This is a genomic window from Aldersonia sp. NBC_00410 (assembly GCF_026342035.1).
GTDB lineage: Bacteria > Actinomycetota > Actinomycetes > Mycobacteriales > Mycobacteriaceae > Aldersonia.
Map to the genome: position 1 here is coordinate 1 of NZ_JAPENM010000020.1, position 23,642 is coordinate 23,642.

Here is a 23,642-nt window from a genome sequence, read left to right on the forward strand (position 1 = left end):
TGGAAGTCGCTGCGGCCCAGATACTCCAGGTTCAGATTCCCCGTCCAACGGACCAGGTCGCCGGTGCGATACATCCGCGCACCGGGGTGGTAGGGATCGGCGACGAACCGGTTCGCGGTGAGCGCGAACCGCTTTCCGTAGCCGCGGGCGACCCCGGGTCCGGCCAGGTACAATTCACCGGCCGCGCCGGCGGGCACCGGCTGCAGCCACCGGTCGAGCACGACGGCCGCGACACCATGGATCGGGGCGCCGACGGTGATGTCGGCATCGGGCCGCATCGCGTCGGTGAGTGTGGCGGTGATCGTCGTCTCGGTCGGGCCGTAGGCGTTGACGATCCGGGCCTGCGGGCTCCACCGCGCAACCAGTTCGGGCGGGCAGACATCGCCGCCCACGGTGAGCGAGCGCAGCTGCGGCACGTCGGCCGGGTGGAGGGTGGCGAGCACTGCCGGCGGGGTGTCGAGGTGGGTGACGTGGTGGCGGCGCAGCACCTGCGCGAGTTCGGCGCCGGCGTATGCGGCGGGCGGCACGATCACCGCGGTCGCGCCGGTGAAGAACGCGGAAAGCAGTTCGCCGAGCGAGGCGTCGAAGCTGAGGGACCCGGCGTGCGCGATCCGGGCGTCCGCGTCCACCCGGAAGGACTTGACGGCGCCGGTCACCAGGCTCGCGATGCCGCGGTGTGTCACCCCGACGCCCTTCGGCAATCCGGTCGAGCCGGAGGTGTAGATGACGTAGGCCGGCTGATCGAGGTGGATCGCTGCCCGCCGGTCGGCGTCGGTAATCGCGACGGGCGACGCCGCCCGGATCCGGGCCTGCACCGCGTCGTCATCGAGCACGAGCAGGCCCAGTTCACCGGGCAGTCCAGCACGGTGTGCATCGAGCGTGATGCCGATCGAGGCGCCGCCGTCCGAGACGAGGTGCGCGATACGGTCGGTCGGGAACGTGGGATCTACCGGCAGGAATGCGGCACCGGTCTTGGCGACCGCCCAGGTACTGAGCACGGATTCCAGCGATCGCGACAGTGCCACCGCGACGGCGCCTTCGGGGCCGGCGCCATTCTCGATGAGGATGCGGGCAAGCCGAGTCGACCACTCGTCGAGCTCCCGGTAGGTCAGCGTCCGGTCGCCGTCCACGATCGCGACTCGCTCCGGATTCCGTGCGACACCACGGGTGAGGATGTCCGACAACGTCATCGGCGCAACCGCTTCCGGGCCGCGGACCGGGACCAGCGCGGCATGCTCGGTGGCGTCGAGCAACGCGACCGCACTCTGCAGGGTGTCCGGACCGGCGGCGAGGAAGCGCTGCAGGAAGCCGAGGAAGCGCTCGTGGTGCGCCCGCAGGTCGGCCTCGGAGTAGAGGTTCGGGTTCGCCTGAAAGTCGATGTGTGTGCTCTGCCCGCCCACCCCCGGGTAGAGGTTGACGAAGAGGTCCTCGATGAGCCCCGAGGTCAGCACATGCACGCGGCCAACCAGCGAACCGAGCTCGACGCGGCTGTCGAACGCCATGATGTTGACCGACGGGCCGAACGTCGCGGTCCGATCGGCGGACATCCCCCGATCGCGGAAGATGTCCTCCTGTCGGTAGCGCTGGCGGCGCAGCGCACCGGTCAGCTCGTTCTGGGTCGCGCGGATCAGCGCGCCGATCGTGGTGTCGCGGTCCAGACGCAACCGCAGCGGGACGACATTGGCGACCATGCCGCCGGACCGGCGCAGCCGGGCGGTGGTGCGCGCCGAGACCGGCAGGCTCAGCGTGAAGTCATCGACACCGGTCATCCGTGCGAGATAGGCGCCGAATGCGGCGACCATCACCGGGGCGACGCTGGAGTTGGCCTCGGCGGCGACGGTGTCCAGCAGCGCGGCGGTCGCGGCGGGCAGCGCGGCGCTCACCAGGCGTGGATGGGCGTGCACGTCGGCGGCACCGCCGGCGAGACCGACCGCCTCGGGAGCGCCGGCGAGATGCTCGGCCCAATAGGCACGGTCGTTGTCGAACCGCTCGGACTCGCGATAGGCGATGTCGCCCTCGACGATCGCACGGAGGTCTTCGGCCCCGCCCGGCGTCGGCTCGCTCCCGGACACGATCGCGGTGTAGATCTCGGCGGCGCGCGCCATCATCGTCATGGCGGCGAACCCGTCGAGCGCGATGTGATGGATGCGGGTGTACCAGAAGTACTTGGCCTTGCCGACCCGGAGCACGGCCGCGGCGACGAGTCGGTCGGTGCGGATGTCCATCGGCGCGGTGTATTCGGCCTGCATCCAGGCACGGGCCGCGGACTCGGGATCGCCGGCGCCGCGAAAATCCTCGAACGTGGTGCGGTCGTGCAGCGCATGATCGATGTGCTGATACGGCAGGCCGTCGATCTCGACGATGCGCAGGAAGCCGGTCCCGAATTCGCGGCCGGCCTGCGCGCTCGCCACTGCGAGCGCGTCGGGGTCGAGGTCTCCTTCGATCTCCACGTACTGCGCGATCGAGATCGGCGTCGAGCCCGCGACGTGCTGAGCGAACCAGATCCCGCGCTGGGCGGCCGACAGGGGGAATGTGTCGGGAGCCGACGGTGCAAATGTGTCGGGAGCCGAGGGTGGAAAGACCTCGAAGTCGGTCTCGTCGTGCATGTTGTTTCCTCGCTCGGACTCGGTACGCGCACGGTGTGCCGTGCTGGGTCAAATCTTGTCGGCGAGCGGGCAATCCAACAGGAACCCAAGTGTTGAGGGTGGTGACCCGAAGGGTGCTCGTTCCGTCACCCTGGGGTGCACGGAAACGGCATCGCCGCACGTCGGAGGCATGCAGCGTGGAATCCGAGGCCATCCCGACGAGCGGCCCGGTGTGCGGGCAATAGGTATGCGAGGTGTTCTACCGCGCCGCTACCGTCGGCTCGCGCGGCGGTAGCCGATACCGGCGGGGATCGCGAACACCACGATCGCACCGACGGACCACAGCACGGTCTTGATCAACGGACCCTGCACCGGCCCACCCAGTGACAGACCTCGCATCGCGTCGATCGCGCAGGTGAGTGGCTGGTTCGCGACGAACGGCTGGATCCACTCGGGGTAGGCATCCAGCGGTACGAAGCCGGTGCTGAAGAACATCAGCAGCGAGCTCCCCAGCGAAATTGCTTCGACCAGTGTTGCTTTCGCGGTGTACAACGCGATCGCGGTAACCATCGTCGCGAATGCCAGGCCGAACAGCAGTGGCACCGCGAGAAATCCGATCGCCGCCGGAATCCCTTGGGTGAATCGGAAACCCAGCACGTACCCCGCGGCGACGATCACCACGGTGGTCGCCACAATGCGGACACCTTCGGCCAGAATCCGCGAGACCAGCCCCGATGCCCGGTGGATCGGCAGCACCCACATCCGGGCGAGCAGACCGCCATCGCGTTCGCGACCCATGGTCACGGCACCGGCGATCGAGCCGGACATCACGCCCACCAGCGCGGTCATCGGAACCGAACCGTACAGCGCGTCATAACCCGCAAACGACGAAATCTGACGGCCAAGCACAGTGTTCAACATGACCAGCAGCAACGCCGGGAAGAACACCGCCTGGGTGAGCGTCATCGGGTCCCGCGACCAGCGCCGCAACAGGCGTTGTGTCTGAATCCAGGATCCGATCCCCAACGACTCCACCGACCGCTCGCCCGCGGTGCGCTCCCGGTCCGGGAAGCCCGCGACCGCGCCAGGAACCACCGCAGTATCGGCGCCGCGCAGCGTCGCCATCACGGCCTCCTCGAGTTGGACCACACGGTGAGCGGAACAAGCACCACGATCATGCCGAGCGCCCAGGCCAGCGGCGGACCCATCAGCGACCAGGTGACCTCGCCGGCGTTACCCGTGGTGTCCCCCGCGAACGCCCGCAGCGCGATCACCCATTGCGACACCGGTTGGTTACGGACGAAACCCTGGATCCATTCCGGGAATTGGTCGGCCGGCGCGAAACCCACCGACAGCATGCCGAGAATCAGTTGGGGCAGCATGAGCGCCTGCGTGGTCGCCTCCGGGCTGCTCGACATCGTGCCCAGCAGGTCCGCGCCGACCGACAATGCCGCGCCGACCAGGAACGCAAAGGCGAAGAAACCAACGGTGTGCCAAGTCGATCCCTCGAACCGGAACCCGATGATGTAGCCGCACACCACCGCCGCCGCCATCGAAATCACGAAGCGGAACGTGGTGGCGGACATGCGCGCGCCCAGCGGCACGCCGATCCCGATCGGCATCGCGCTGAACCGTCTGTTGATTCCCTCGACCGCATCGGTGGCGGAGCGAAACGCCGCCGAGATGGCGGTGAACGCCAACGACTGCATCGCGATCAGCGGCATCAGGAACTGCGCGTAGCTGCTCAGCCCGAAACCGAAGGTTGTCATCACCGTGTTCAGCGGAATATAGAACCCCGCAGTGAACACCGCCGGCGCCAGGATGGACGTGAGCACCTCACCGGAGCGGAGGGTCGGCGCGATCAGCCGCGATGTCAGCACCCACCACTGCTGCAGCTGCGAGGTCCGGGGACGCGATGCCGGCAGGCCTGCGGTCAACGCCGCGGCGACGCTCACGGCGCTGCCTCCGCTGCGGCCGGCAACGCGGCGTGACCGGTCAGGCTGAGAAACACGTCGTCCAGCGAAGGTCGCCGCAGCGCGATGTCGACGAGTTCGATGTTGGCCTGGTCGAGTCGGCGCAACGCCTCGGCTAGGGTCTTGGCGCCTTCCGGGGCGGGCACCGCGATCCGGTCCGATTCCGCGCTGATCGCGCTGTGAAACTCCGCCGGCAGCATCGGTCCGAGCACGTCGACGATCGGCTGCAGGTCTTTCAGGTCCAGCGGAACGACCTCGCAGTAACTGCCACCGGTGCGTGCCTTCAGTTCGTCCGCGGTCCCTTCGGCGATCACCTTGCCGTGGTCGATCACGACGATCCGGTCGCTGAGTGCGTCGGCCTCCTCGAGATACTGCGTGGTCAACAAGGTGGTGATGCCCAGTTGTTTGAAGCCCGCCACCAGATCCCACACACTTTGCCGGCTGCGCGGGTCGAGTCCGGTGGTCGGTTCGTCGAGGAACACCACGTCCGGACGGACTACCAGGCCGCACGCAATGTCGATGCGTCGGCGCATGCCCCCCGAGTAGGTCGACACCTTACGGTCGGCGGCGCCCTCGAGGTCGAATTCGCGAACCAGATGCGCGCCCCGGTCCCGCGCCGTCTTCTTGCTCAGACCGAGCAACCGGCCAAACATCACCAGGTTCTCCAACCCGGTGAGCATGTCGTCGAGAGCGGCGTACTGGCCGGTCAGCATGATCGACCGCCGCACGGCCGCGGGGTCGGACACGACATCGTGACCGGCGACCACGGCGCGGCCGGCGTCCGGATGCACCAGTGTCGAGAGGATGTTCACGGTGGTCGTTTTGCCCGCGCCGTTGGGGCCGAGCACGCCGAGCACCTCGCCGCGTGCGACTTCGAAGCTCACGCCCCGCAGCGCCTGCGTATCGCCGAAGGATTTCTCCAGGCCCTCGACGACGACCGCGGTGTCTGTTCCGTTCATCGGGTCACTCACCTTCTCGGGGAACATCATCGGTTCCGGTGTCGAGGTACCGGTTCAGCACCAGTGCGATGTGCCGCAACGGATCCGGCGCGGTCATCTCATCGTGGGTCGAGTCGATCCCATGGTCGGCAATATCGCCGGTCACGTACGGTTGCCAACTCCGCGCCGCCGCACTCGGTTCGGCCGCACTGCGAGTCGCCGTGAAGAAGACGACGTCACCGTCGAAATGCGGTGGGTCATACCCGACGAGCATCCGCGACGCGCGATTGTAAGAGGACGTGATCCGCTCCAGATGCACGGCGTCCACCGGCGCCCCGGGGCCGAGCACCGCGCGGATGGCCTCGGCAGCCTGCTCGGCGGTGAGATCGGCGGGAAGCGAATCGATCCCCAGCACCTGCCCGAACTCGTGCACGAACTCGCCGGCCGAGAACTCCGGACCGAGTTCGACGAACCGTGCCGCGAGGTCCGCATCCATCAACCCGACCAGACCGACACTCTCGTCGAGGTCACGCAGCGCCGCGGCCACCGCATGCGCGATGAAGCCACCGAGCGACCAGCCGAGCAGGTGATACGGCCCGTGCGGCTGTACTTCTCGGATCTCGCGCACATAGCGGTCGGCGAACTCCTCGATGCTGCGCGGCACCTCGTCGGTGCCGGTGAGTTCGGGTGACTGCAGTCCGTAGATCGGGCGACGCGGGCCGAGAGTCTGCGCCAGCCCACCGTAGGACCAGGCCAATCCGGACGCCGGGTGGATGCAGAACAGCGGTGGGAGATCACCATCCGGGCGCAACGGCAGCAGCACCGCGAGTGTCGCGTCGGCAGGCACCGGTTGCGCGAGATCGCCGCCGCCTTCGAGTGCAGTCCCGATCCGCCGGGCCAGCCCCGCCGTCGTCGGATCGGCGAACATCCACATCACCGAGACGTCGACGCCGAGTTCGGCGCTCAGCGTGCTCACCACCCGTGTTGCGATCAGCGAGTTTCCGCCGATGGCGAAGAAGTCGTCATCCAGGCCGACTTGTGTCGCACCGAGCACCTCCGCGTAGGCGGCGGCGACGGCCTGCTCCAGCGGCGTGACCGGCGCCCGGTATTCGTGCTCCCCGAACATCGGTTCGGGCAACGCTTTTCGGTCCAACTTTCCCACCGCATTGACGGGTATCTCGTCGAGTACGACGAAGGCCGAAGGGATCATATACGCGGGCAACGTCTCTGCCGCAGCGGCGCGAAGTTGCGCCGCCGCGAGGTCGACACCCGGTTCGTGAACGACGTAAGCGACCAGAACGGTCGAGCCGGCGGGACCGTCCATCCCGAGGGTGACGGCGAAATCGACTCCGTCGGCGCGGCCGAGTGCCGCATCGATTTCACCGAGTTCGATGCGCTGCCCACGCACCTTGACCTGAAAGTCGGTGCGGCCGACGTATTCCAGCGCCCGTCCGGCACTGTCGGCCGTTTGCCAGCGCACCAGGTCGCCGGTGCGGTACAGGCGCTCCCCCGCATCGCCGTACGGATTGGCCACGAACCTGGCCGCGGTCAACGCGGGACGGTGGTGGTAACCACGCGCCAGCGCAGCGCCGGCCAGATACAACTCACCGGCGACACCGGCGGGCACGGGAGACATCCGTTCGTCGAGCACGAGCACCGACGCACCGCGCACCGGCCCGCCGATCGTGACCGGGATGTCGACGGCCAGCGGGTCGGACGCGGTCGCCCAGATGGTGAATTCGGTCGGCCCGTAAAGGTTCACCATCGTTCGCCCCGCACCGGCGCCGGGGCCGCACCACTTCTCGACCAGCTCCGCACCGATCGCCTCGCCTGCCACCGCGAGCACCTGCACGCTCGACACCTCCGCCGGATCCACCGACGCCAGGGCAGACGGGGTGATCACCATATGCGTCACCTGCTCGGCGGCAATCAGTGCAGCGAGGTCCGGCCCGCCGAACACCTCGGGTGGCGACACCACCAGCGCGCCACCGAAACCGAACGCCATCAACGCCTCGAACACCGAAGCATCGAAGCTCGGTGAGGCGACCTGCAACACCCTCGACAGTTCCTCGACACCGAGCAACTCACGTTGCGCGGCAAGCAGATCTGCGATTCCGCGATGTGACACCGAGACACCCTTGGGAGTACCGGTCGAGCCGGAGGTGTAGATCATCCACACCGATTGGTCCGGCGAAATGATGGCGATCTCGGTGTCGCCGAGCGCGGCGTCGCTCGTGCGCTGCCACCGGTCGAAGAATTCCGGGTCGTCGAGCACGAGCCAGCGTGCGCCCTCGGGCAACGCCCCGCTATGCGCCGAGGTGGTGATGCCCAGGACAGCACCGGAATCGGCGAGCATGTGGTCGATCCGGTCGAGCGGATGCTTGGGGTCGACGGGCAGGAACGCCGCCCCGGTCTTGGCGACCGCCCAGATCCCGATCATCATCTCGATCGATCTGGTCAAGCCGAGCGCGACCACAGTTTCGGCCCGGGCACCGGCCTTGGCGAGAACCCGGGCGAGTCGATTCGACACCTCATCGAGGTCGCGGTAGCGCAGCGTCATTCCGTCGAGGACCACGGCCGAACGATCTCCGTGCATTGCCGCCACCCTCGCGAGGACGTCCGGCAGTGTCGTCGTTCCCGTACTGGTTTGTCCGCGAACCGACACGAGTTCGGCACGCTCGGCCGGATCGAGGATGTCGATATCCCCCACGCGCACATCGGCATCGCGCACGACCAGCGACAGGATGCGCCGCCAACGCACCGCGAATTCGGCGACGCTGGATTCGTCGAACAGGTCGGTGGCGTACGTCAGCACACCGTCCAGGCCGCCCGGCGCGCCGTCGTCGGTGAAGCGTTCGCGCAGCGCGAGGGTGAGATCGAACTGCGACAGGTTCCGGTCGAAGTCCTGTACCTGCACCCGCACCCCGGGCAGTTCGAAGACCGGATCGATGAAGTTCTGCAGCGACAGCGTGACCTGGAAGAGCGGATGATGCGCGGTCGAGCGGGGCGGGTCCAGGACCTGCACAAGTCGTTCGAACGGCACGTCGGCATTGGCGAACGAATCCAGGTCCCTCGACCGCACGGCGGCCAGAAATTCCCGGAACGTTGCGCCGGGATCGACGATCGTGCGCAACGCCAGCGTGTTGACGAACATCCCGACCAGATCGTCCAGCGACTCCTCGCCGCGCCCCGCGACCGCGGTGCCGATGGTGATGTCCTCGCCGCCGCCCAGTCGCGCGAGCAACACGGCCAACACCGCGTGCACGACCATGAACGTACTGACGTTCTCGGCCTGCGCGAACTTTGCCAGTGCCGAATGCGCGGTCGCGTCGATGCCGAATTCGAACTCCGCACTGTGCATGGTCTGCACGGCGGGTCGCGGGCGATCCGTCGGCAGGGAGGCGACCTCGGGAAGACCGGACAGCGTGTCGGTCCAGAACCGGATCTGCTGCGCCGCCAACGACTCCGGATCCGCATCCGAGCCGAGCAGTTCCCGATGCCACAGCGCGAAGTCGGCATACTGCACATCGAGCACCGAGAGCGCGGCGGGCAGCCCCGAGGCATGAGCCGTGTAGGCCGCCATGAGGTCGGTCGCCAGCGGCGCCATCGAGACACCGTCGGCGCTGATGTGGTGCACGACCAGTACCACCACGTGCACCGGCTGGTCCGCGCCGGCGGAGTCGGCCATGTCGACGGTGCCGATGATCCGGAACAGCCCGACCCGCAACGGTGGTTCGCTCGATAGCTCGAATCCGGTGTCGGTGAGCGCACTGATCCGCGCGCTCAAGTCCGGGCCATCGGCGGACTCGACGACGCCGATGTCGGGCCGAAACGACTCGGCCGCCAGGACCACCTGGCGAGGTCCCGCCGCGTCGGACGGATAGACGGTGCGCAGGCTTTCGTGCCGCTCGACGACGTCGGACAATGCGAGCCGGAGGGCGTCGGTATCGAGCGCCCCGGTCAGCCGCAGCGCGATCGCGATGTTGTAGGCGGCCGAGGACGGATCGAGTTGGTTCAGCACCCACATCCGCTGCTGTGCTGCCGACAACGGGATGCGCTCGGGGCGAGCACGCGGACCGAGCACGGGGCGGCCGGTGGCTCTGTCTCCGGCCGCGTTCGCCCGCGCCGCAATCTGGGCCACGGTCGGTGCGTCGAACAGGTCGCGAAGCGCCACACTCGAACCCAATGCGGAGTTGATCCGGGCGACCACCTTGGTTGCGACCAGTGAGTCACCGCCGAGATCGAAGAACGACTCGTCGATGCCGACGTCGTCGATGCCGAGCACCGCCCCGAAGATCTCGGCTACCGTCGCCTCGACTGCGGTGCGCGGCGCGAGGTATGTGCTGCGTGGCGATCTGGTGAAGTCCGGCATCGGCAGTGCGTTGCGGTCCAGCTTGCCGACCGGGGTCAAGGGTAGCGATTCCAGTACCAGGACTGCCGCCGGCACCATGTAGCCCGGCAGCACTGCGGCGACTTCCTTGCGCAATTGTTCGCCGTCCAATTCGGCCCCGGCGACCGGAAGCACATAGGCGACCAGCACCGTCGCGCCGGATGGGCCCGTCTGGCCGAGGGTTGCGGCGTACTCCAGGTCGGGATTTCGGGCCAACACGGCGTCGATCTCGCCGAGCTCGATCCGTAGACCGCGGATCTTGACCTGGAAGTCGCTGCGGCCCAGATACTCCAGTTCGAGCGATCCCTCTTCGGTCCGAACCCAGCGGACCATGTCGCCGGTGCGGTACATGCGTTCCGACGTCCCGCACGGATTCGCAATGAACCGCGCGGCGCTCATCCCCAGGCGGTTGAAGTAGCCGCGGGAGACGCCGGGCCCGGCCAGGTAGAGCTCACCCGAAATGCCGACCGGCACCGGCCGCAGCCAGGTGTCCAGCACCATCACCCGCGCACCGGGAATCGGGCCGCCGATCGTCACGGGTGCGCCCGGAATCAACGGCCCGGTTCCGGTCGCCCAGATGGTGAATTCGGTTGGGCCATAGAGGTTTGTCATGACCCGGCCCACGGCCCACCGGTCCACCAATTCCGGACTGGCGGCCTCGCCTGCCACGGCGAGGCTGTGCAACGTCGGGAGAGCGGACGGCTCCATCGACGCGAGCGCCGAGGGCGTGATGACCGCGTGAGTGACGCCGTTGTCTTGCAGAAGATGTTCCAAATCCGGTCCGCCGTACACCTCGGGCGGCGCGACGACCAGGCGGCCACCGAAGGCGTGTGCCATCAGCAGTACGAACACCGAGGCGTCGAAGCTGGGCGACGCGACCTGGAGCACCCGTGCGGACGGCTCGAGGCGCAACGAGTCACGCATGCCTGCAACGATATTGGCCAGGCCACGATGGGTTACCATGACGGCCTTCGGCTTGCCGGTGGAGCCGGAGGTATAGATCAGATACGAGTTGGCATCGATGTGCACCGGCCCGCCGCGATCGGCATCCGTGATCGGCTCGTCCGAAACGGTCATCATCCGCCGAATCGTGTGCAGGTCGTCGAGCAGCAGCCAGTCGATCGTGCCGGGCAGGTTCGGGCCGAATGTGGTGTTGGTGATACCGATCGGCGCCTTGGAGTCCGACACCATGTGCTCGATCCGGTCCGGTGGGTGATTCGGGTCCATCGGGGCGAACGCCGCGCCGGTCTTCGCCACCGCCCACATCGCGACTACCGCCTCGACCGAACGGGCCAGCGCCAGCGCGATGAACACATCGGGACCGGCGCCGTGCCGCAACAGCACCCGAGCCATCCGGTTCGACCAGGTATCCAGCATTCCATAGGTCAGTGACGTGTCCCCCGAGTCGACCGCGACGGCATCGGGCGCAATCCGCGCGGCGGCAGCCAGGAGTTCCGGCATGCTTCGTACACCGGCATCGGCCGGTCCCGCCACCGGGAACAACTGGACCAGTTCGCGATCATCGCACGGTTGCAGCGCGGCCACTCTGGCCTCGGGGTGCTCGGCGATCTGGGTGAGCAACCGAACGAAACGATCCAGCATCCGCTGCGCCTCGGCTCGATCCAGTTCTCCGGCAAGGTACTTCAGCGCGATACGCAATCCGCCGCGATCGGCGCCCTCGTCGGGCTGCAACGGAATCACCATGAGATTCAACGGGTACGGCGTGGCGTCGGTCCCCTCGACATCGACGATCCGCATCCCGGCCAGGTCGAACGTCTGCGCCAGCGCGTCGCGATCGATCGGGTAGGACTCGAACACCGTCAAGGTGTCGAACAATTCCGGTAGCCCGACCGCCTTGTGGATCTCGGCGAGACCGACGTGCTGATGATCGAGCAATCTGGCCTGCTCGGCCTGCACGCGCGCCAGTAACTCCTGCACCCGCTCGGCCGGGTCGAGGCGCACCCGCACCGGCAGTGTGTTGATGAACAGGCCCACCATCTCTTCCACGCCCGCGAGTTGCGGCGGGCGGCCCGACACGGTGCCACCGAAGACCACATCGGTGCGGCCGGTGAGCATCGCGAGCAGCATTGCCCACGCCGACTGCACGGCAGTATTGATCGTCGAACCCGAAGCGCGTGCGGTCTGCTCGATCGCGGCGACCGTCGCCGGGTCCAGATCGATCGAGATCATGCCGGTCTCGGTCGACTCGATCCCCGCGAGGGTGGGCACGGCCCTGGTGGGAGTGTCTATCCCGGCGAGTGATTCGACCCATGCCGCCTTCGACGCGGCCAGGTCCTGATCGTCGAGCCACGCGAGAAACTCCCGGTAGGACCGCGGCGGCGGCAATGCGGCAAGGTCGGCACCGGTGATGTAGAGCGCGAGTAGCTCGCGCACGATCAACGGCGTCGACCAACCGTCGAGGACGATGTGGTGGTTGGTCATCAGCAGCTTGTAGGTCTCGGTATCGCTGCGAATCAGGTGGAAGCGCAACAACGGCGCACGGGCCAGGTCGAAGCGGCTGTCCGCATCCGCGGCGATCAACCGGTCCAGTTCGGCCACTCGGGCATCCGGGTCGGTGATTGCCGTGAGATCTGTTTCCTGCCAACCGACCTCGGCGTCGGCCAACACGATCTGGCGCGGCCCGTCGTCGGTCTCGAGGAAGACGACCCGAAGGTTGTCGTGACGATCCACCAGCGCTTGCCCCGCTGCGCGCAGCCGGGACGCATCGACCGAACCCTCGAGCGTGAGTGTCGCCTGCACCGTGTAGCCGTCCGAGGTGTCCACGTCGTAGAGCGCGTGGAACAGCAGTCCGTACTGCAGCGGGGACAGCGGCCAGGCGTCGACCAAATGGGGGTAACGGCGTTCCCACCGTTCGATTTCCGGCTGCGTCGTCTCGACGAGGCCGAAGTCCGACGGGGTGCGACCACCGGCCGAGGTGGCGCGGGCATGCTGTGCCAACCCGCGCCACGCCGCGGCACAGAACTCGGCAATCTCGCGAACATCGCTCTCGCCCAGTACCTTCGAGGCGTATGCCCAGGTGACATCGATATTCACGCCGTCGTCGGATTCGTTCGCGATCGCGTTGATATCGAGTACTGCGGGCATCGTCATGTGCGGGTCTTGGGTGGCGGCCAGACGCTGCGGCAGCCAGGCACCGCCGCCGGCACCATCGGCACCGCCGCCTGCGACCGCGCGGCCGAGGTAGTTGAAACTGATTTGCGGGTCGATGGCATCGGCGAGGGCGGCAGCGGCCGGATTGAGGTAGCGCAGCATCCCGTAGCCCACCCCGCGATCCGGGACCCCGCGCAACTGCTCCTTCACGGCCTTGATCGCCACTCCCGCGCCCGGCCCGCCCGCGAACGCGTCGTCGAGATCGACACCGGCCAGATCCAGCGCCATCGGGAAGACGCTGGTGAACCAGCCGACCGTGCGGGCGACGTCGGCGCCGGGCACGGCCCCCTCCTCGCGACCGTGCCCCTCCAGCGTGAGTAATGTCGTGGTGCAGTCGATTCCGCGACCGGCGCGCCACTTCGTGACTGCCATGGCCAGGCCGGTGAGCAACGCGTCGTCCGCGCCGCAGTGGAACCGCTCGGGCACCGCGGTGAGCAAGGTATCCGCAACATCGGCGGGTACCGCGGTCTGCAGTTGCGCCATGGTCGCGACCACGTCGATGCTCGGATCGGGTGCGCGCTCACCCAGTGCCGGGTCGGGCGTCGCCGCAATGCGTTGCCAGATCGGCATTTCGGACCACCGCTCGGCGGTGTTCGCCTCCTCGGCCAGACCGCGCGCCCAGCGGCGGAATGACGTGCCGACCGGGTCCAGCGCCGCCTGCCCGCCGGCGGCGATGCCGGCGCACGCCGTCGCGAAGTCCGGCAGTAGGATTCGCCATGACACGCCATCGACGACCAGATGGTGCAGCACCAGCCACAGCCTCGGCCCGGTGTCGGGCAGCTCGAGCCAGACGAAGCGCGCGACGACACCACCGGCCGGGTCGAGCAGATCTGCGGCGCGCTGCAACTCGCGTTCGACGGCTTCGGCAGTGTCGACGCCGGAGTCGACGCGGACGTGCTCGAGCAGTTCATCGGCCGGTACCGTCCCGGGTTCCCGGACGGCGATGCGCCAGTCGCCGTCTTCACCCACCCGCAGTTCACCCCGAAGCATGTCGTGGCGGTCGAGCAACGCCTCGATCCCGCCGACCAGGGTCGCCCGATCGATCTCCGCGGGTAGACCGATCAGCACGGCCTGACCGAATCGGTCGAACGGGCCTTGCTGTTCCAGCATCGCGTGCACGACAGGAGTCACGTCGACCTCGCCGACACCGGCACCCGGAAGTTCGGCCAGTTCGGTGCCCAACACGTCGGTCGCCACCGCCGCGAGCCCGGCAACGGTCTTGCGTTCGAACACGTCCCGTGCCGTGATCGCCAGACCTGCAGCCTTTGCCCGTGCAACGAGTTGGATGGAGACGATGCTGTCGCCACCGAGCGCGAAGAAGCTCTCGTCGGCGCTCACGCGTTCCACCCCGAGTGCCTCGGCGAACAAGCGCGCGAACACGCGCTCGCGCTCGGTGGCCGGTTCCCGCCCGGTCGCGGTTCGATCACCGAACTCCGGTGCGGGCAGGGCCTTGCGATCGAGCTTGCCGACCGGGGTCAGCGGTATCTCGTCGAGCACCACGACGACACTCGGCACCATGTAACCGGGTAGGAACTCGCCGACGAAGTCTTTCAACCGATCCGGCACCACCGTGGCGCCGTCGCGGCCGAGCACGTAGGAGACCAGCGCGATGCCGCCGGTGGGAGCGTCGGTGCCGAGCGTGATCGCGAAATCGACGTCCTCGTGGCGTTGCAGCGCCGTGTCGATCTCGCCCAGCTCGATCCGGAAGCCACGCACCTTGACCTGGAAATCACTGCGGCCCAAGTATTCCAGCGTCACCGGCGCACCATCGACGCTGCGTGTGGTCGCTCCGCCGGCTCCGCTCCGTCGCGACTGGGTCGCTCCGCCGGCTCCGCTCCTGGACCAGCGGACCAGGTCGCCGGTGCGGTACATCCGCTCACCGCCGTTGGCGTCCGGATTTGCGACGAAGCGTTCGGCGGTAAGCCCCACCCGGCCGTGGTATCCGCGCGCCAATGCCGGTCCGGCCAAGTACAGTTCGCCGGCGGTGCCCGAGGGCACGGGTCGCAACCAGCGGTCGAGGATCAGCGCCGTCGTCCCGGCGACGACGCTACCGATGGAAACCGGTTCGCCGGCCCGCATCGGCTCCGTGACCGTCGAGGTGATCGTGGTTTCCGTCGGTCCGTACCCGTTGATGAGGCGGCGGCCGCGCCACCGCTGCACCAACTCCGGTGGGCAGGCGTCGCCGCCCACCACGACGGTCTGCAGGTCCGGCACCGAGTCGGGATTCAGCGAAGCGACCACCGCGGACGTCACGTTGAGGTGGGTTGCCTTGTGTACCCAGAGGACCTCCGCAAGAGTCTCGCCGGCGAATGATTCCGGCGGCACGACGGCAAGTGTCGCACCGGTGCCGAAGGTGACCAGAAGCTCCTCGATCGAGATATCGAAACTCGGTGAGACTGCATGTGCAACAATCGATTCCGGTGCGACAACGAAGGCCCTACGCGCGTTGGCGACCATGCTCGCCAGGCCACTGTGGGTGACGAGGACGCCCTTCGGAAGCCCGGTCGAGCCCGAGGTATAGATGACGTAGGCGATCTGGTCGATGTGCTCCCCCGTCGCGCGCTCGTCGTCGTCGATGGGTCCCGTTGTCGCGGCCGTGATCTCCTCGTCGCGGTCGAGCATCAGCCAGTTCACGTGGTCCGGCAGGGCACTTCGCGCCGACGCCACGGTCAGGCCCGCGACCGCTCCGCTATCGGTAAGCATGTGAGCGATCCGATCCGCCGGATAGGTCGGATCCACCGGCACGAACGCCGCGCCGGTTTTGGCCACCGCCCAGAACGCCAGGACCGACTCCGCCGAGCGCGGAATCGAAATGGCGACCACCTGTTCCGGCCCGACTCCGGCGACCAGCAGTGCCCGGGCGATCGCGTTGGACTGCTCATCGAGCATGCGGTAGGTCAGTGTTTGCTCGCCCCACAGCAGCGCGATCTTCTCCGGATCGCGAGCGACGCCGTCGGCGAGCAATTGCCGTAGCAGCTGGGGCGGCCGGCCGGCGCCGCCTTGCACCGGGACCGATTCTGCCCGCTCGGTTGCGGTGAGCACGTCCACCGATACGACCGGCGCATCCGCACCGGCAGCGACGAACCGGTGCAGAAACACAAGGAAGCGCGCGTGATGAGCGGCCAATTCGGCGTCGGAATACAACCGCGGATTGGCCTGAAAGTCGATGTGTGTGCTTTCACCGCCGACGCCCGGGTAGAGGTTGAGGAACAGGTCGTCGATCAACCCCGAGGTGAGGACATGCAGCCGTCCGGTGATCGGGCCCAGCTGAATTCGGGTGTCGACCATCATCAGGTTCACCGACGGCCCGAAGGTGGCGGCCTCGTCCATCGCCCAGCCGAGGTCGCGGACGATGTCTTCCTGCCGGTAGCGCTGCCGCCGCAGCGCCCCGGTCAGCTCGCCCTGTGCAGCCAGCATGAGTTCGCCGACAGTGGTATTCGCGCCGAGCCGCAACCGCAAGGGCACCACATTGGCGAGCATGCCGCCCGAGCGCCGCATCGACGCCGTGGTTCGCGCGGACACCGGCAGGCTGAGCATCACCTCGTCCACACCGGTCATCCGGGCCAGATATGCGCCGAAGGCCGCGACCACCAGTGGCGCCAGGCTGGAGTTCTTTTCGCGTGCGACCGCTTCCAGCCGTTCGGCCGTTTCGGTGGGCAGTGCGCCCGACAACACCCGGGGGTGCGCATCCACATCGGCGGTGGCACCGGCCAGGCTCACCGGATCCGCCATGCCGGCCAGGTGTTCGCGCCAGTATTCACCGTCCGAGACGAACCGGTCCGAACGGCGATAGTCGGCGTCGGCCTCGATGATCTTCGCCAGGTCATCCGCGCGCGAAGGTTTCGGCTCGATGCCCTCCAGCTCGGCGTTGTACAGCTCCGCCGCCCGCTGCAGCATCGTCATGGCGCCGAAGCCGTCCAGCACCAGGTGGTGGATCCGCGCGTACCAGTAGTAGCGCTCGTCGGCGAGCCGCAACGTCGTGAGCTTGACCAGGCGGTCGCTCAGCAGGTCCAGCGGCGCACTGTATTCCGCGCGCATCCACGCCCGCGCCGCGGATTCCGCGTCGGCCTCCCCCCGCAGATCGATGAAGTCGATCTCCTCGTCCAGGTTGGGGTCGACCATCTGAAACGGGTAGCCATCGATCTCGATCAAGCGCAGGTAACCGGTGCCGAATTCGTGGCCCGCCTGCTGCGCGGACCGCTGCAACAGCGCCACGTCGAGGGGCCCAACCAATTCCACGTACTGCGCGATGGAAATCGGGGTGCTGCCCGCGACGTGCTGGGCGAACCAAATCCCGCGTTGCGCCGCGGACAGCGGAAACGCTCCGACGGGCAAGGCGGACGAACCTTCGACCGGTGAGTCAGATCGCTGCATCAGTCCACGACCTCGAAATTTCGGTGCCCAGTGAAGCGTACCGATCAGTCTCGCTCGTCTTTGAGTTTTGCTCGATCTCGCTTCCGCTCGGCTCGAACCACAAACTCAGCGCCGACCGACACGACTCCGAGGCGGGTCAAGCCCGCCTCGGGATGTGCCGGCCGTGGCAGCCCCGACGTACTACCGCGACAACCGCTGCGGTGATCGTTTTGCCCGATCGCCCGTTCAGCGTAGCGATCACTCTCGTCGCAAACCGTGAGCCTGGCAATATCGCGGCTCGCCGCCGGTCAGCCTGCCAGGCTGAGCGGGGCGTCGGAGACGGTCATGTAGCGGACCAGGGTCGCGGCGTCGTCGAGGACGAGCCACGCAATCGAATCCGGCAACTGCGCGCGGCGGTCACGGGTCGTGACACCCACGGCAACTTCGCCGTTGCCGATCACCGATGCTGCCGAGTCGGCGTCCACGGTGGCCAGGGCGGCTCCCGTCTTCGCCGCAGCCCACATGGTGACCACCGACTCGACGGCAGCGGGCAACGACATCACGATGTCGCCACGGTGACCCGCACCCATGTCGATCAGCACGCGGGCCAGGCGGTTCGACCAGCCGTCGAGGTCTGCGTAGCTCAGCTCTGCCTCGACGGAAGCGACCGCGATGACAGTCGGTTCCGACTCGACCGCTGCCCGCAACGGCTCGGGCGACTGGTGGACGAAGGGGCTGGTCGGCGACTTCACGAGGGTGAGCATCTGGTTCCTCCGAGAGTTCGTACTGGGCGTTGACACGAACTCTTGTCGAATCCGAACCCCCCGGACAGAAACCCCAGTAGTGGGGGTCGCACCCCGCAGGGTGCGCAGTATTCACCCCTGGGTGCCGCACCCCCCGCGGTGATCACGAGCATATGGCCCCAAAATCCGCTGGTGGAGCGGCCATTTGCTCGTGATCACCCCCAATTTGGGGCGACTAGTACTCCGCGGGCAGCCCGTCGAACATGTCCTTGGTAACGGCGACCGCATTGTCCGAGGACCCGCCCCGCACCACGAGGGTTGCGAAGGCCAGGTCGCCGCGGTAGCCAACGAACCAGGCATGCGATCCGCCGTCGACCTCGGCCTCGCCGGTCTTGCCGTACACGTCGCCTTCCCCCGCAATCCTGGTCGCCGTGCCGCTGGTGACCACGAGGCGCATCATCGAGCGCAGCCCGTCCAGCATCGCCGGCGTCACCGGTGGGCGTTCCCCGTCGACGGTGGTGTCGTACCCGCCGAGCAGGTGTGGGACCGGGGTGGAGCCGTGCGCGACGGTGGCCGCGGCCAACGCCATCCCGAACGGGCTGACCACGACCTTGCCCTGCCCGAAACCGTCCTCCGTGCGCTGCACCAACTCGTCCGCGGGCGGCACCGAACCGGAGTTTGTCGGCACCCCGACAACGCTGTAGTCCGGCCCGATCCCGAGCCGCTGGGCCGCCACGTGCAGCGCATCCGGCGCCAACTCACTGGCGAGCTTGGCGAACGAGGTGTTGCACGAGCGCGCGAACGCGGTGGCCATCGGGACCGTGCCCAGTGCGAACTCGTTGTAGTTGGGGATGCTGCGCTCACCGATCTCGATTCGACCCGGACACGGAACGGAGGTATCCGGTGTCGCCAGGCCGGTTTCGATCGCGGCACCCGCGGTGATGATCTTGAACGTCGACCCGGGCGGGTACAGCCCGGTGGTCGCGACCGGGCCGTCGCGGTCAGCGGCCTTGTTCTGCGCAATCGCCAGGATCGCGCCGGTCGACGGCTGGATCACCACCATCATCGACTGCTCGACCCGCGCATCGACGGCGCGTTGGGCCGCAACCTGAATCGGCCGGTCCAGCGTGATCGAGAACGACGGCACCGGCTCGGGAGGCGTCTCGGTGAGCACGTCGGTATCGACGCCGTTGGCGTTCACCGTGGCGACGCTCCAACCGGCCTTGCCATCCACCTCGTCGATGACGGTCTTGCGCACCTGGCTCACGAGGTCGGGGGCAAAGGTCGGATCGGTGGGCACCAGATCGGCCTCGTCAGTCACCCGGACGCCGGCCAGCCCGTCGAGCACGGGCTGCACTTGCTCGTAGTCGGCCTGTGCGAGGGTCGCGACCGGATACGGGTCGCTCGCCGCGGTGGCCGACTCGACGATCGATTGCGCCGAGAGGTCGGGCGCGAATCGTCGCAGCGTGTCGACGAGGGTCAGCGCCTCACTCACCGGGTCGGCCGCGGCGCGGGCGTCGAACGAAACGCGGTGCACCACGCCGGGGACGAGCACGTCCGATCCGCCGTGTTCGTTGACCCGTGCCCGCGGTGCGGCGGTCGAGCGCAACTCCATCGTCTGTGTGTCGCCGAGGTTCGGGTGAATGTCGGACGACGTCCACCGCACGGTCCAGTCACCGTTGCGCCGACCCATCTGCAACTCGCCCGAGTAGGTCCACACCCGGTTGCGCGGCAGGTGCCATTCGTAGGTGTACTCGACGCGTGCGGTGTCACCGTTCACCTTGGCGGATCCGACGCTGGCGGTCATCGATTCGGCCTGCAGCCCCGACCACGCCGAGGTCAGCGCCGCGCGAGCATCCTCGGGCCGGTCGGTCGCGGTGGCCGCATCGTCGATATCGCGCTCGGCGACGTCGTCGACGAAGACCTGCGCCGCGGACACCGGTCCCGCCGGTTTCGGGGTGCAACCGGCGGTCGTGATCGCGACAGCCACGATGCCGAGTGCACCGACGAGCCGCAGCCGGCGACCCGAACCTGCCGCGACGGCATAAACCGCCGTCGCTTCGCTCGCCACGGCAGGAAATAGCACGGGCTCATGCTAATTCGGCGACCCGCTCGTTCCCCGGAGGCGCGGCGGCGTGAGACATATCACGCCGAAATGCCCGGTCCGGCGCTACGCGGTCGGGTCAGTGCAGCAGCACGGTCGCGAACGTGGCGACCTGTTCGAATCCGACGCGCTCGTACGCGCGGCGGGCCGGGGTGTTGAAGCTGTTCACGTAGAGGCTGGCGGTGCGACCCGAAGCGACCACCGCATCGGTCACGGCGGCCGTGCCCGCGGCGCCGAGACCCGCACCGCGCCGGTCCGGGTGCACCCAGACGCCCTGGATCTGCCCGACGGTGCGTGACATCGAACCGACCTCCGCCTTGAACACCACGTCGCCGTCCTCGAAACGTGCCCAGGCCCGGCCGGCGGCGATCAGGTTCGACACCCGTCGGCGGTACCCGCGCCCGCCGTCGTTCGCACACGGATCGACCCCGACCTCCTCGATGAACATCGCCACGGCCGCAATGAGATAGGGCTCGAGCTCGTCGGGCCGGACCGGCCGAACGTGCGGGTCCGGCGGGATCGCGGACGCGCAGGAGGTCGCGAGCAGCGGCTGATTGGGGCGCACCTCACGTGCCGGTCCCCATTCCGGTTCGAGCAAATCCCACAGCGGCAGCGTGAGTTCGCTGCGGCCCACCACCGACGAGCACATCCGGGGCGCGCGCGACACGCGTTCGGCAAAGGCGCGGATGTCGTCGTGGCCGCCGCACAGCGGCACCAGGTTGGCACCGGAGAAACACAGCGAGGAAGTGGGCCGCCCGCGGCTCCACAACTCACCCTGGAACGCCCTCGGGTCGACGCCGAACTCCTCGACTCTGGCCGCGACCATGCACGACGCGACGGGGTCGGCGGAGAGTGCACGAAGCACATCCGGGACGTCTCGCGATCCGAGTTGGCGCGCACCGAGCAGCTTCAGCACAGGGGAAATCCTGCTAGCTCTTCGTGCACCTTCCTAGATTGCCACGAAAGCGCGACCATGGGAATTGCCCGGGGACTCGGTTCAGCCGACGGTGACCACCGGTGATCCGGACGCGCTGTCCTCACCCCGATCGCCTTCCATCTGCTCCGCGATCCGCATCGCTTCCTCGATCAGCGTCTCGACGATCTGCGCTTCCGGCACCGTCTTGATGACCTCACCCTTGACGAAGATCTGGCCCTTGCCATTGCCGGACGCCACCCCGAGGTCTGCCTCGCGGGCTTCGCCGGGACCGTTGACCACACAGCCCATCACGGCGACACGCAGCGGGATCTCCATGCCTTCGAGCCCGGCGGTGACCTCGTTGGCGAGCGTGTACACGTCGACCTGCGCGCGTCCACAGGACGGGCAGGAGACGATCTCGAGCTTGCGCGGCCGCAGGTTCAGCGACTGCAGTATCTGCCCACCGACCTTCACTTCCTCGATCGGCGGCGCGGACAACGACACCCGAATGGTGTCGCCGATGCCCTCGGACAGCAGCGCGCCGAACGCAACCGCGGACTTGATGGTGCCCTGGAACGCCGGACCGGCCTCCGTCACGCCGAGGTGCAGCGGGTAGTCGCATTGCGCCGCGAGCTGGCGGTAGGCCTCGACCATGACCACCGGATCGTTGTGCTTGACCGAGATCTTGATGTCGCCGAAGCCGTGCTCCTCGAACAGGCTCGACTCCCACAGCGCCGACTCGACGAGCGCCTCGGGGGTCGCCTTGCCGTACTTCTTCATCAGGCGCGGGTCGAGCGAGCCCGCGTTGACGCCGATCCGGATCGGGATGCCCGCGTCGCCGGCTGCCTTGGCGACCTCCTTGACCCGACCGTCGAACTCCTTGATGTTGCCGGGGTTGACGCGCACCGCGGCGCAGCCCGCGTCGATCGCGGCGAAGATATAGCGCGGCTGGAAGTGGATGTCCGCGATCACCGGGATCTGGCTCTTCTTGGCGATGGTGGACAGCGCGTCGGCGTCCTCCTGGCGCGGGCAGGCGACGCGGACGATGTCGCATCCCGATGCGGTGAGCTCGGCGATCTGCTGCAGCGTGGCGTTCACGTCGTGGGTCTTCGTGGTGCACATCGATTGCACCGAGATCGGATGCTCGCTACCGACACCGACCGAACCGACCTGCAGCTGACGCGTCTTCCGCCGGGGTGCGAGCACCGGCACCGGTCCCGCTGGTATCCCCAATCCGACTGTCACCTTGTGCTCACTTCCCGGCTCGTCGCCCAGTAACTACCGATATCGATTCTACTGGCCGCCGAACAATTGAATGGGATTGATGACGTCGGCGGTGAGCGTGAGCAGCATGTATGCACCGCCTATGAAGATCACCACATAGGTCACCGGCATCAGCTTGAGATAGTCGACGGGTGCGCCGGGCGGCAGGCCGCGCCGGTTGCGCACCACGTTGCGCACCTTCTCGTAGCCGGTGACGGCCATATGTCCACCGTCGAGCGGCAGCAACGGCAGCAGATTGAACGCACCGAGGAAGAAGTTCAGGCTCGCGAGCAGCAGCACGAACACCTGCCAGAGCCCGCGCTCGGCGACCTGGCCGCCGATCACGCTCGCGCCAACGACACTGATCGGCGTCTCCGGGTCGCGCTCGCCGCCGGTCACCGCGGTCCACAGATCCGCCACCTTCGCCGGCATCTGGGCGAGCGACTCGACGGTGCGCACCGACATGTCACCGGTGAATGCGAGCGAAGCCGGAATCGCGGACGCGATGTTGTACTGCACCGGCTCGTAGTAGTCCTGCCCGACACCGACCGCGCCGACCGTTCGGGTGGACGTCTCACCGGTGGTGTTGTCCTTCACCAGGCGCTGCACCTGCTGCGGCAGGACCGTCACGTCGAAGGTCTTGCCGTCGCGCTCGACGGTGTAGGTGACCGGGCCGTCGGACTGCTGGGTGCGCGTCTGGAACTGCGCCCACGTGTCCACCGATTCGCCGTCGACGGCGGTGACCACGTCACCCTTGCGCAGGCCGGCCTGCTGCGCGGGACCGGACCCGCTGCATTCGGCCAACGTTCCGTCCGGATTCTGCTGCGCGACGCAGCTCATGTTGCCGAGCGCGGTTTCCGGCGGTTCGTTGAGGTTCGGCAGACCCCAGCCCACCGCGAGCAGCACGATGAGCAGGAAGCCGATGAGGAAGTTCATCCCAATGCCCGCGATCATGACGAACATCCGCTTCCAGGTGGCCTGCCGGTACATCGCACGGTCGATCTCGTGCGGCTCGATCTCGTCGAGCGCCGTCATGCCGACGATGTCGCAGAATCCGCCGAGCGGGATCGCCTTGAGTCCGTACTCGGTCTCGCCACGCTGGACCGAGAAGACCTTCGGGCCGAAGCCGACGAAGTAGCGACGGACCTTCATCCCGGTCGACTGCGCGGCCCACATGTGACCGCACTCGTGGAGTGCGACCGACGC

At 67.8% G+C, this 23,642-nt stretch carries 10 protein-coding genes; all 10 read right to left on the bottom strand.

The features are described from left to right. Window positions 1-2,606: amino acid adenylation domain-containing protein (locus OG921_RS26470; protein WP_266115541.1), on the bottom strand; the 2,606-nt coding region annotated here is incomplete at its 3' end. 249 nt (window positions 2,607-2,855) lie between these two features. Then, on the bottom strand, window positions 2,856-3,710 hold the full coding sequence (locus tag OG921_RS26475; protein ID WP_266115542.1) for an ABC transporter permease: 855 nt from the start codon (window positions 3,708-3,710) through the stop codon (window positions 2,856-2,858). Further along, the gene (locus tag OG921_RS26480) at window positions 3,710-4,540 is read right to left on the bottom strand and encodes an antibiotic transporter (protein WP_266115543.1); all 831 of its coding nucleotides are present in this window, start codon (window positions 4,538-4,540) and stop codon (window positions 3,710-3,712) included. Before OG921_RS26480 ends, OG921_RS26475 begins: the two co-directional genes overlap by 1 nt. Continuing rightward, window positions 4,537-5,517, bottom strand: a complete 981-nt coding sequence (locus OG921_RS26485) for an ATP-binding cassette domain-containing protein (protein ID WP_266115544.1) — start codon at window positions 5,515-5,517, stop codon at window positions 4,537-4,539. The genes OG921_RS26480 and OG921_RS26485 overlap by 4 nt, the downstream gene beginning before the upstream one ends. A 4-nt stretch (window positions 5,518-5,521) precedes the next feature. Continuing rightward, entirely contained in the window at window positions 5,522-17,392 is an 11,871-nt protein-coding gene (locus tag OG921_RS26490) for an amino acid adenylation domain-containing protein (RefSeq protein WP_266115545.1), read from the bottom strand. 326 nt (window positions 17,393-17,718) lie between these two features. Then, window positions 17,719-18,174 (bottom strand): AMP-binding protein, encoded by a 456-nt coding sequence (locus OG921_RS26495; protein WP_266115546.1) that lies wholly within the window; start codon window positions 18,172-18,174, stop codon window positions 17,719-17,721. Between the two features lie 214 nt (window positions 18,175-18,388). After that, on the bottom strand, window positions 18,389-20,170 hold the full coding sequence (locus OG921_RS26500; protein ID WP_266115550.1) for a penicillin-binding transpeptidase domain-containing protein: 1,782 nt from the start codon (window positions 20,168-20,170) through the stop codon (window positions 18,389-18,391). Between the two features lie 166 nt (window positions 20,171-20,336). Beyond that, window positions 20,337-21,173, bottom strand: a complete 837-nt coding sequence (locus tag OG921_RS26505; RefSeq protein WP_266115547.1) for a GNAT family N-acetyltransferase — start codon at window positions 21,171-21,173, stop codon at window positions 20,337-20,339. 81 nt (window positions 21,174-21,254) lie between these two features. Next, the gene (ispG, locus tag OG921_RS26510) at window positions 21,255-22,418 is read right to left on the bottom strand and encodes a flavodoxin-dependent (E)-4-hydroxy-3-methylbut-2-enyl-diphosphate synthase (RefSeq protein ID WP_266115548.1); all 1,164 of its coding nucleotides are present in this window, start codon (window positions 22,416-22,418) and stop codon (window positions 21,255-21,257) included. A 48-nt stretch (window positions 22,419-22,466) separates the two neighbouring features. After that, a partial coding sequence (locus OG921_RS26515) for an RIP metalloprotease (protein WP_266115549.1) occupies window positions 22,467-23,642 on the bottom strand: 1,176 nt, incomplete at its 5' end.

Excerpts from the sequence above, each read along its gene's own strand:
- OG921_RS26495 (WP_266115546.1), bottom strand. The coding sequence starts at position 18,174 with ATGCTCACCCTCGTGAAGTCGCCGACCAGCCCCTTCGTCCACCAGTCG.
- OG921_RS26475 (WP_266115542.1), bottom strand. The coding sequence starts at position 3,710 with ATGGCGACGCTGCGCGGCGCCGATACTGCGGTGGTTCCTGGCGCGGTC.
- OG921_RS26485 (WP_266115544.1), bottom strand. The coding sequence starts at position 5,517 with ATGAACGGAACAGACACCGCGGTCGTCGTCGAGGGCCTGGAGAAATCC.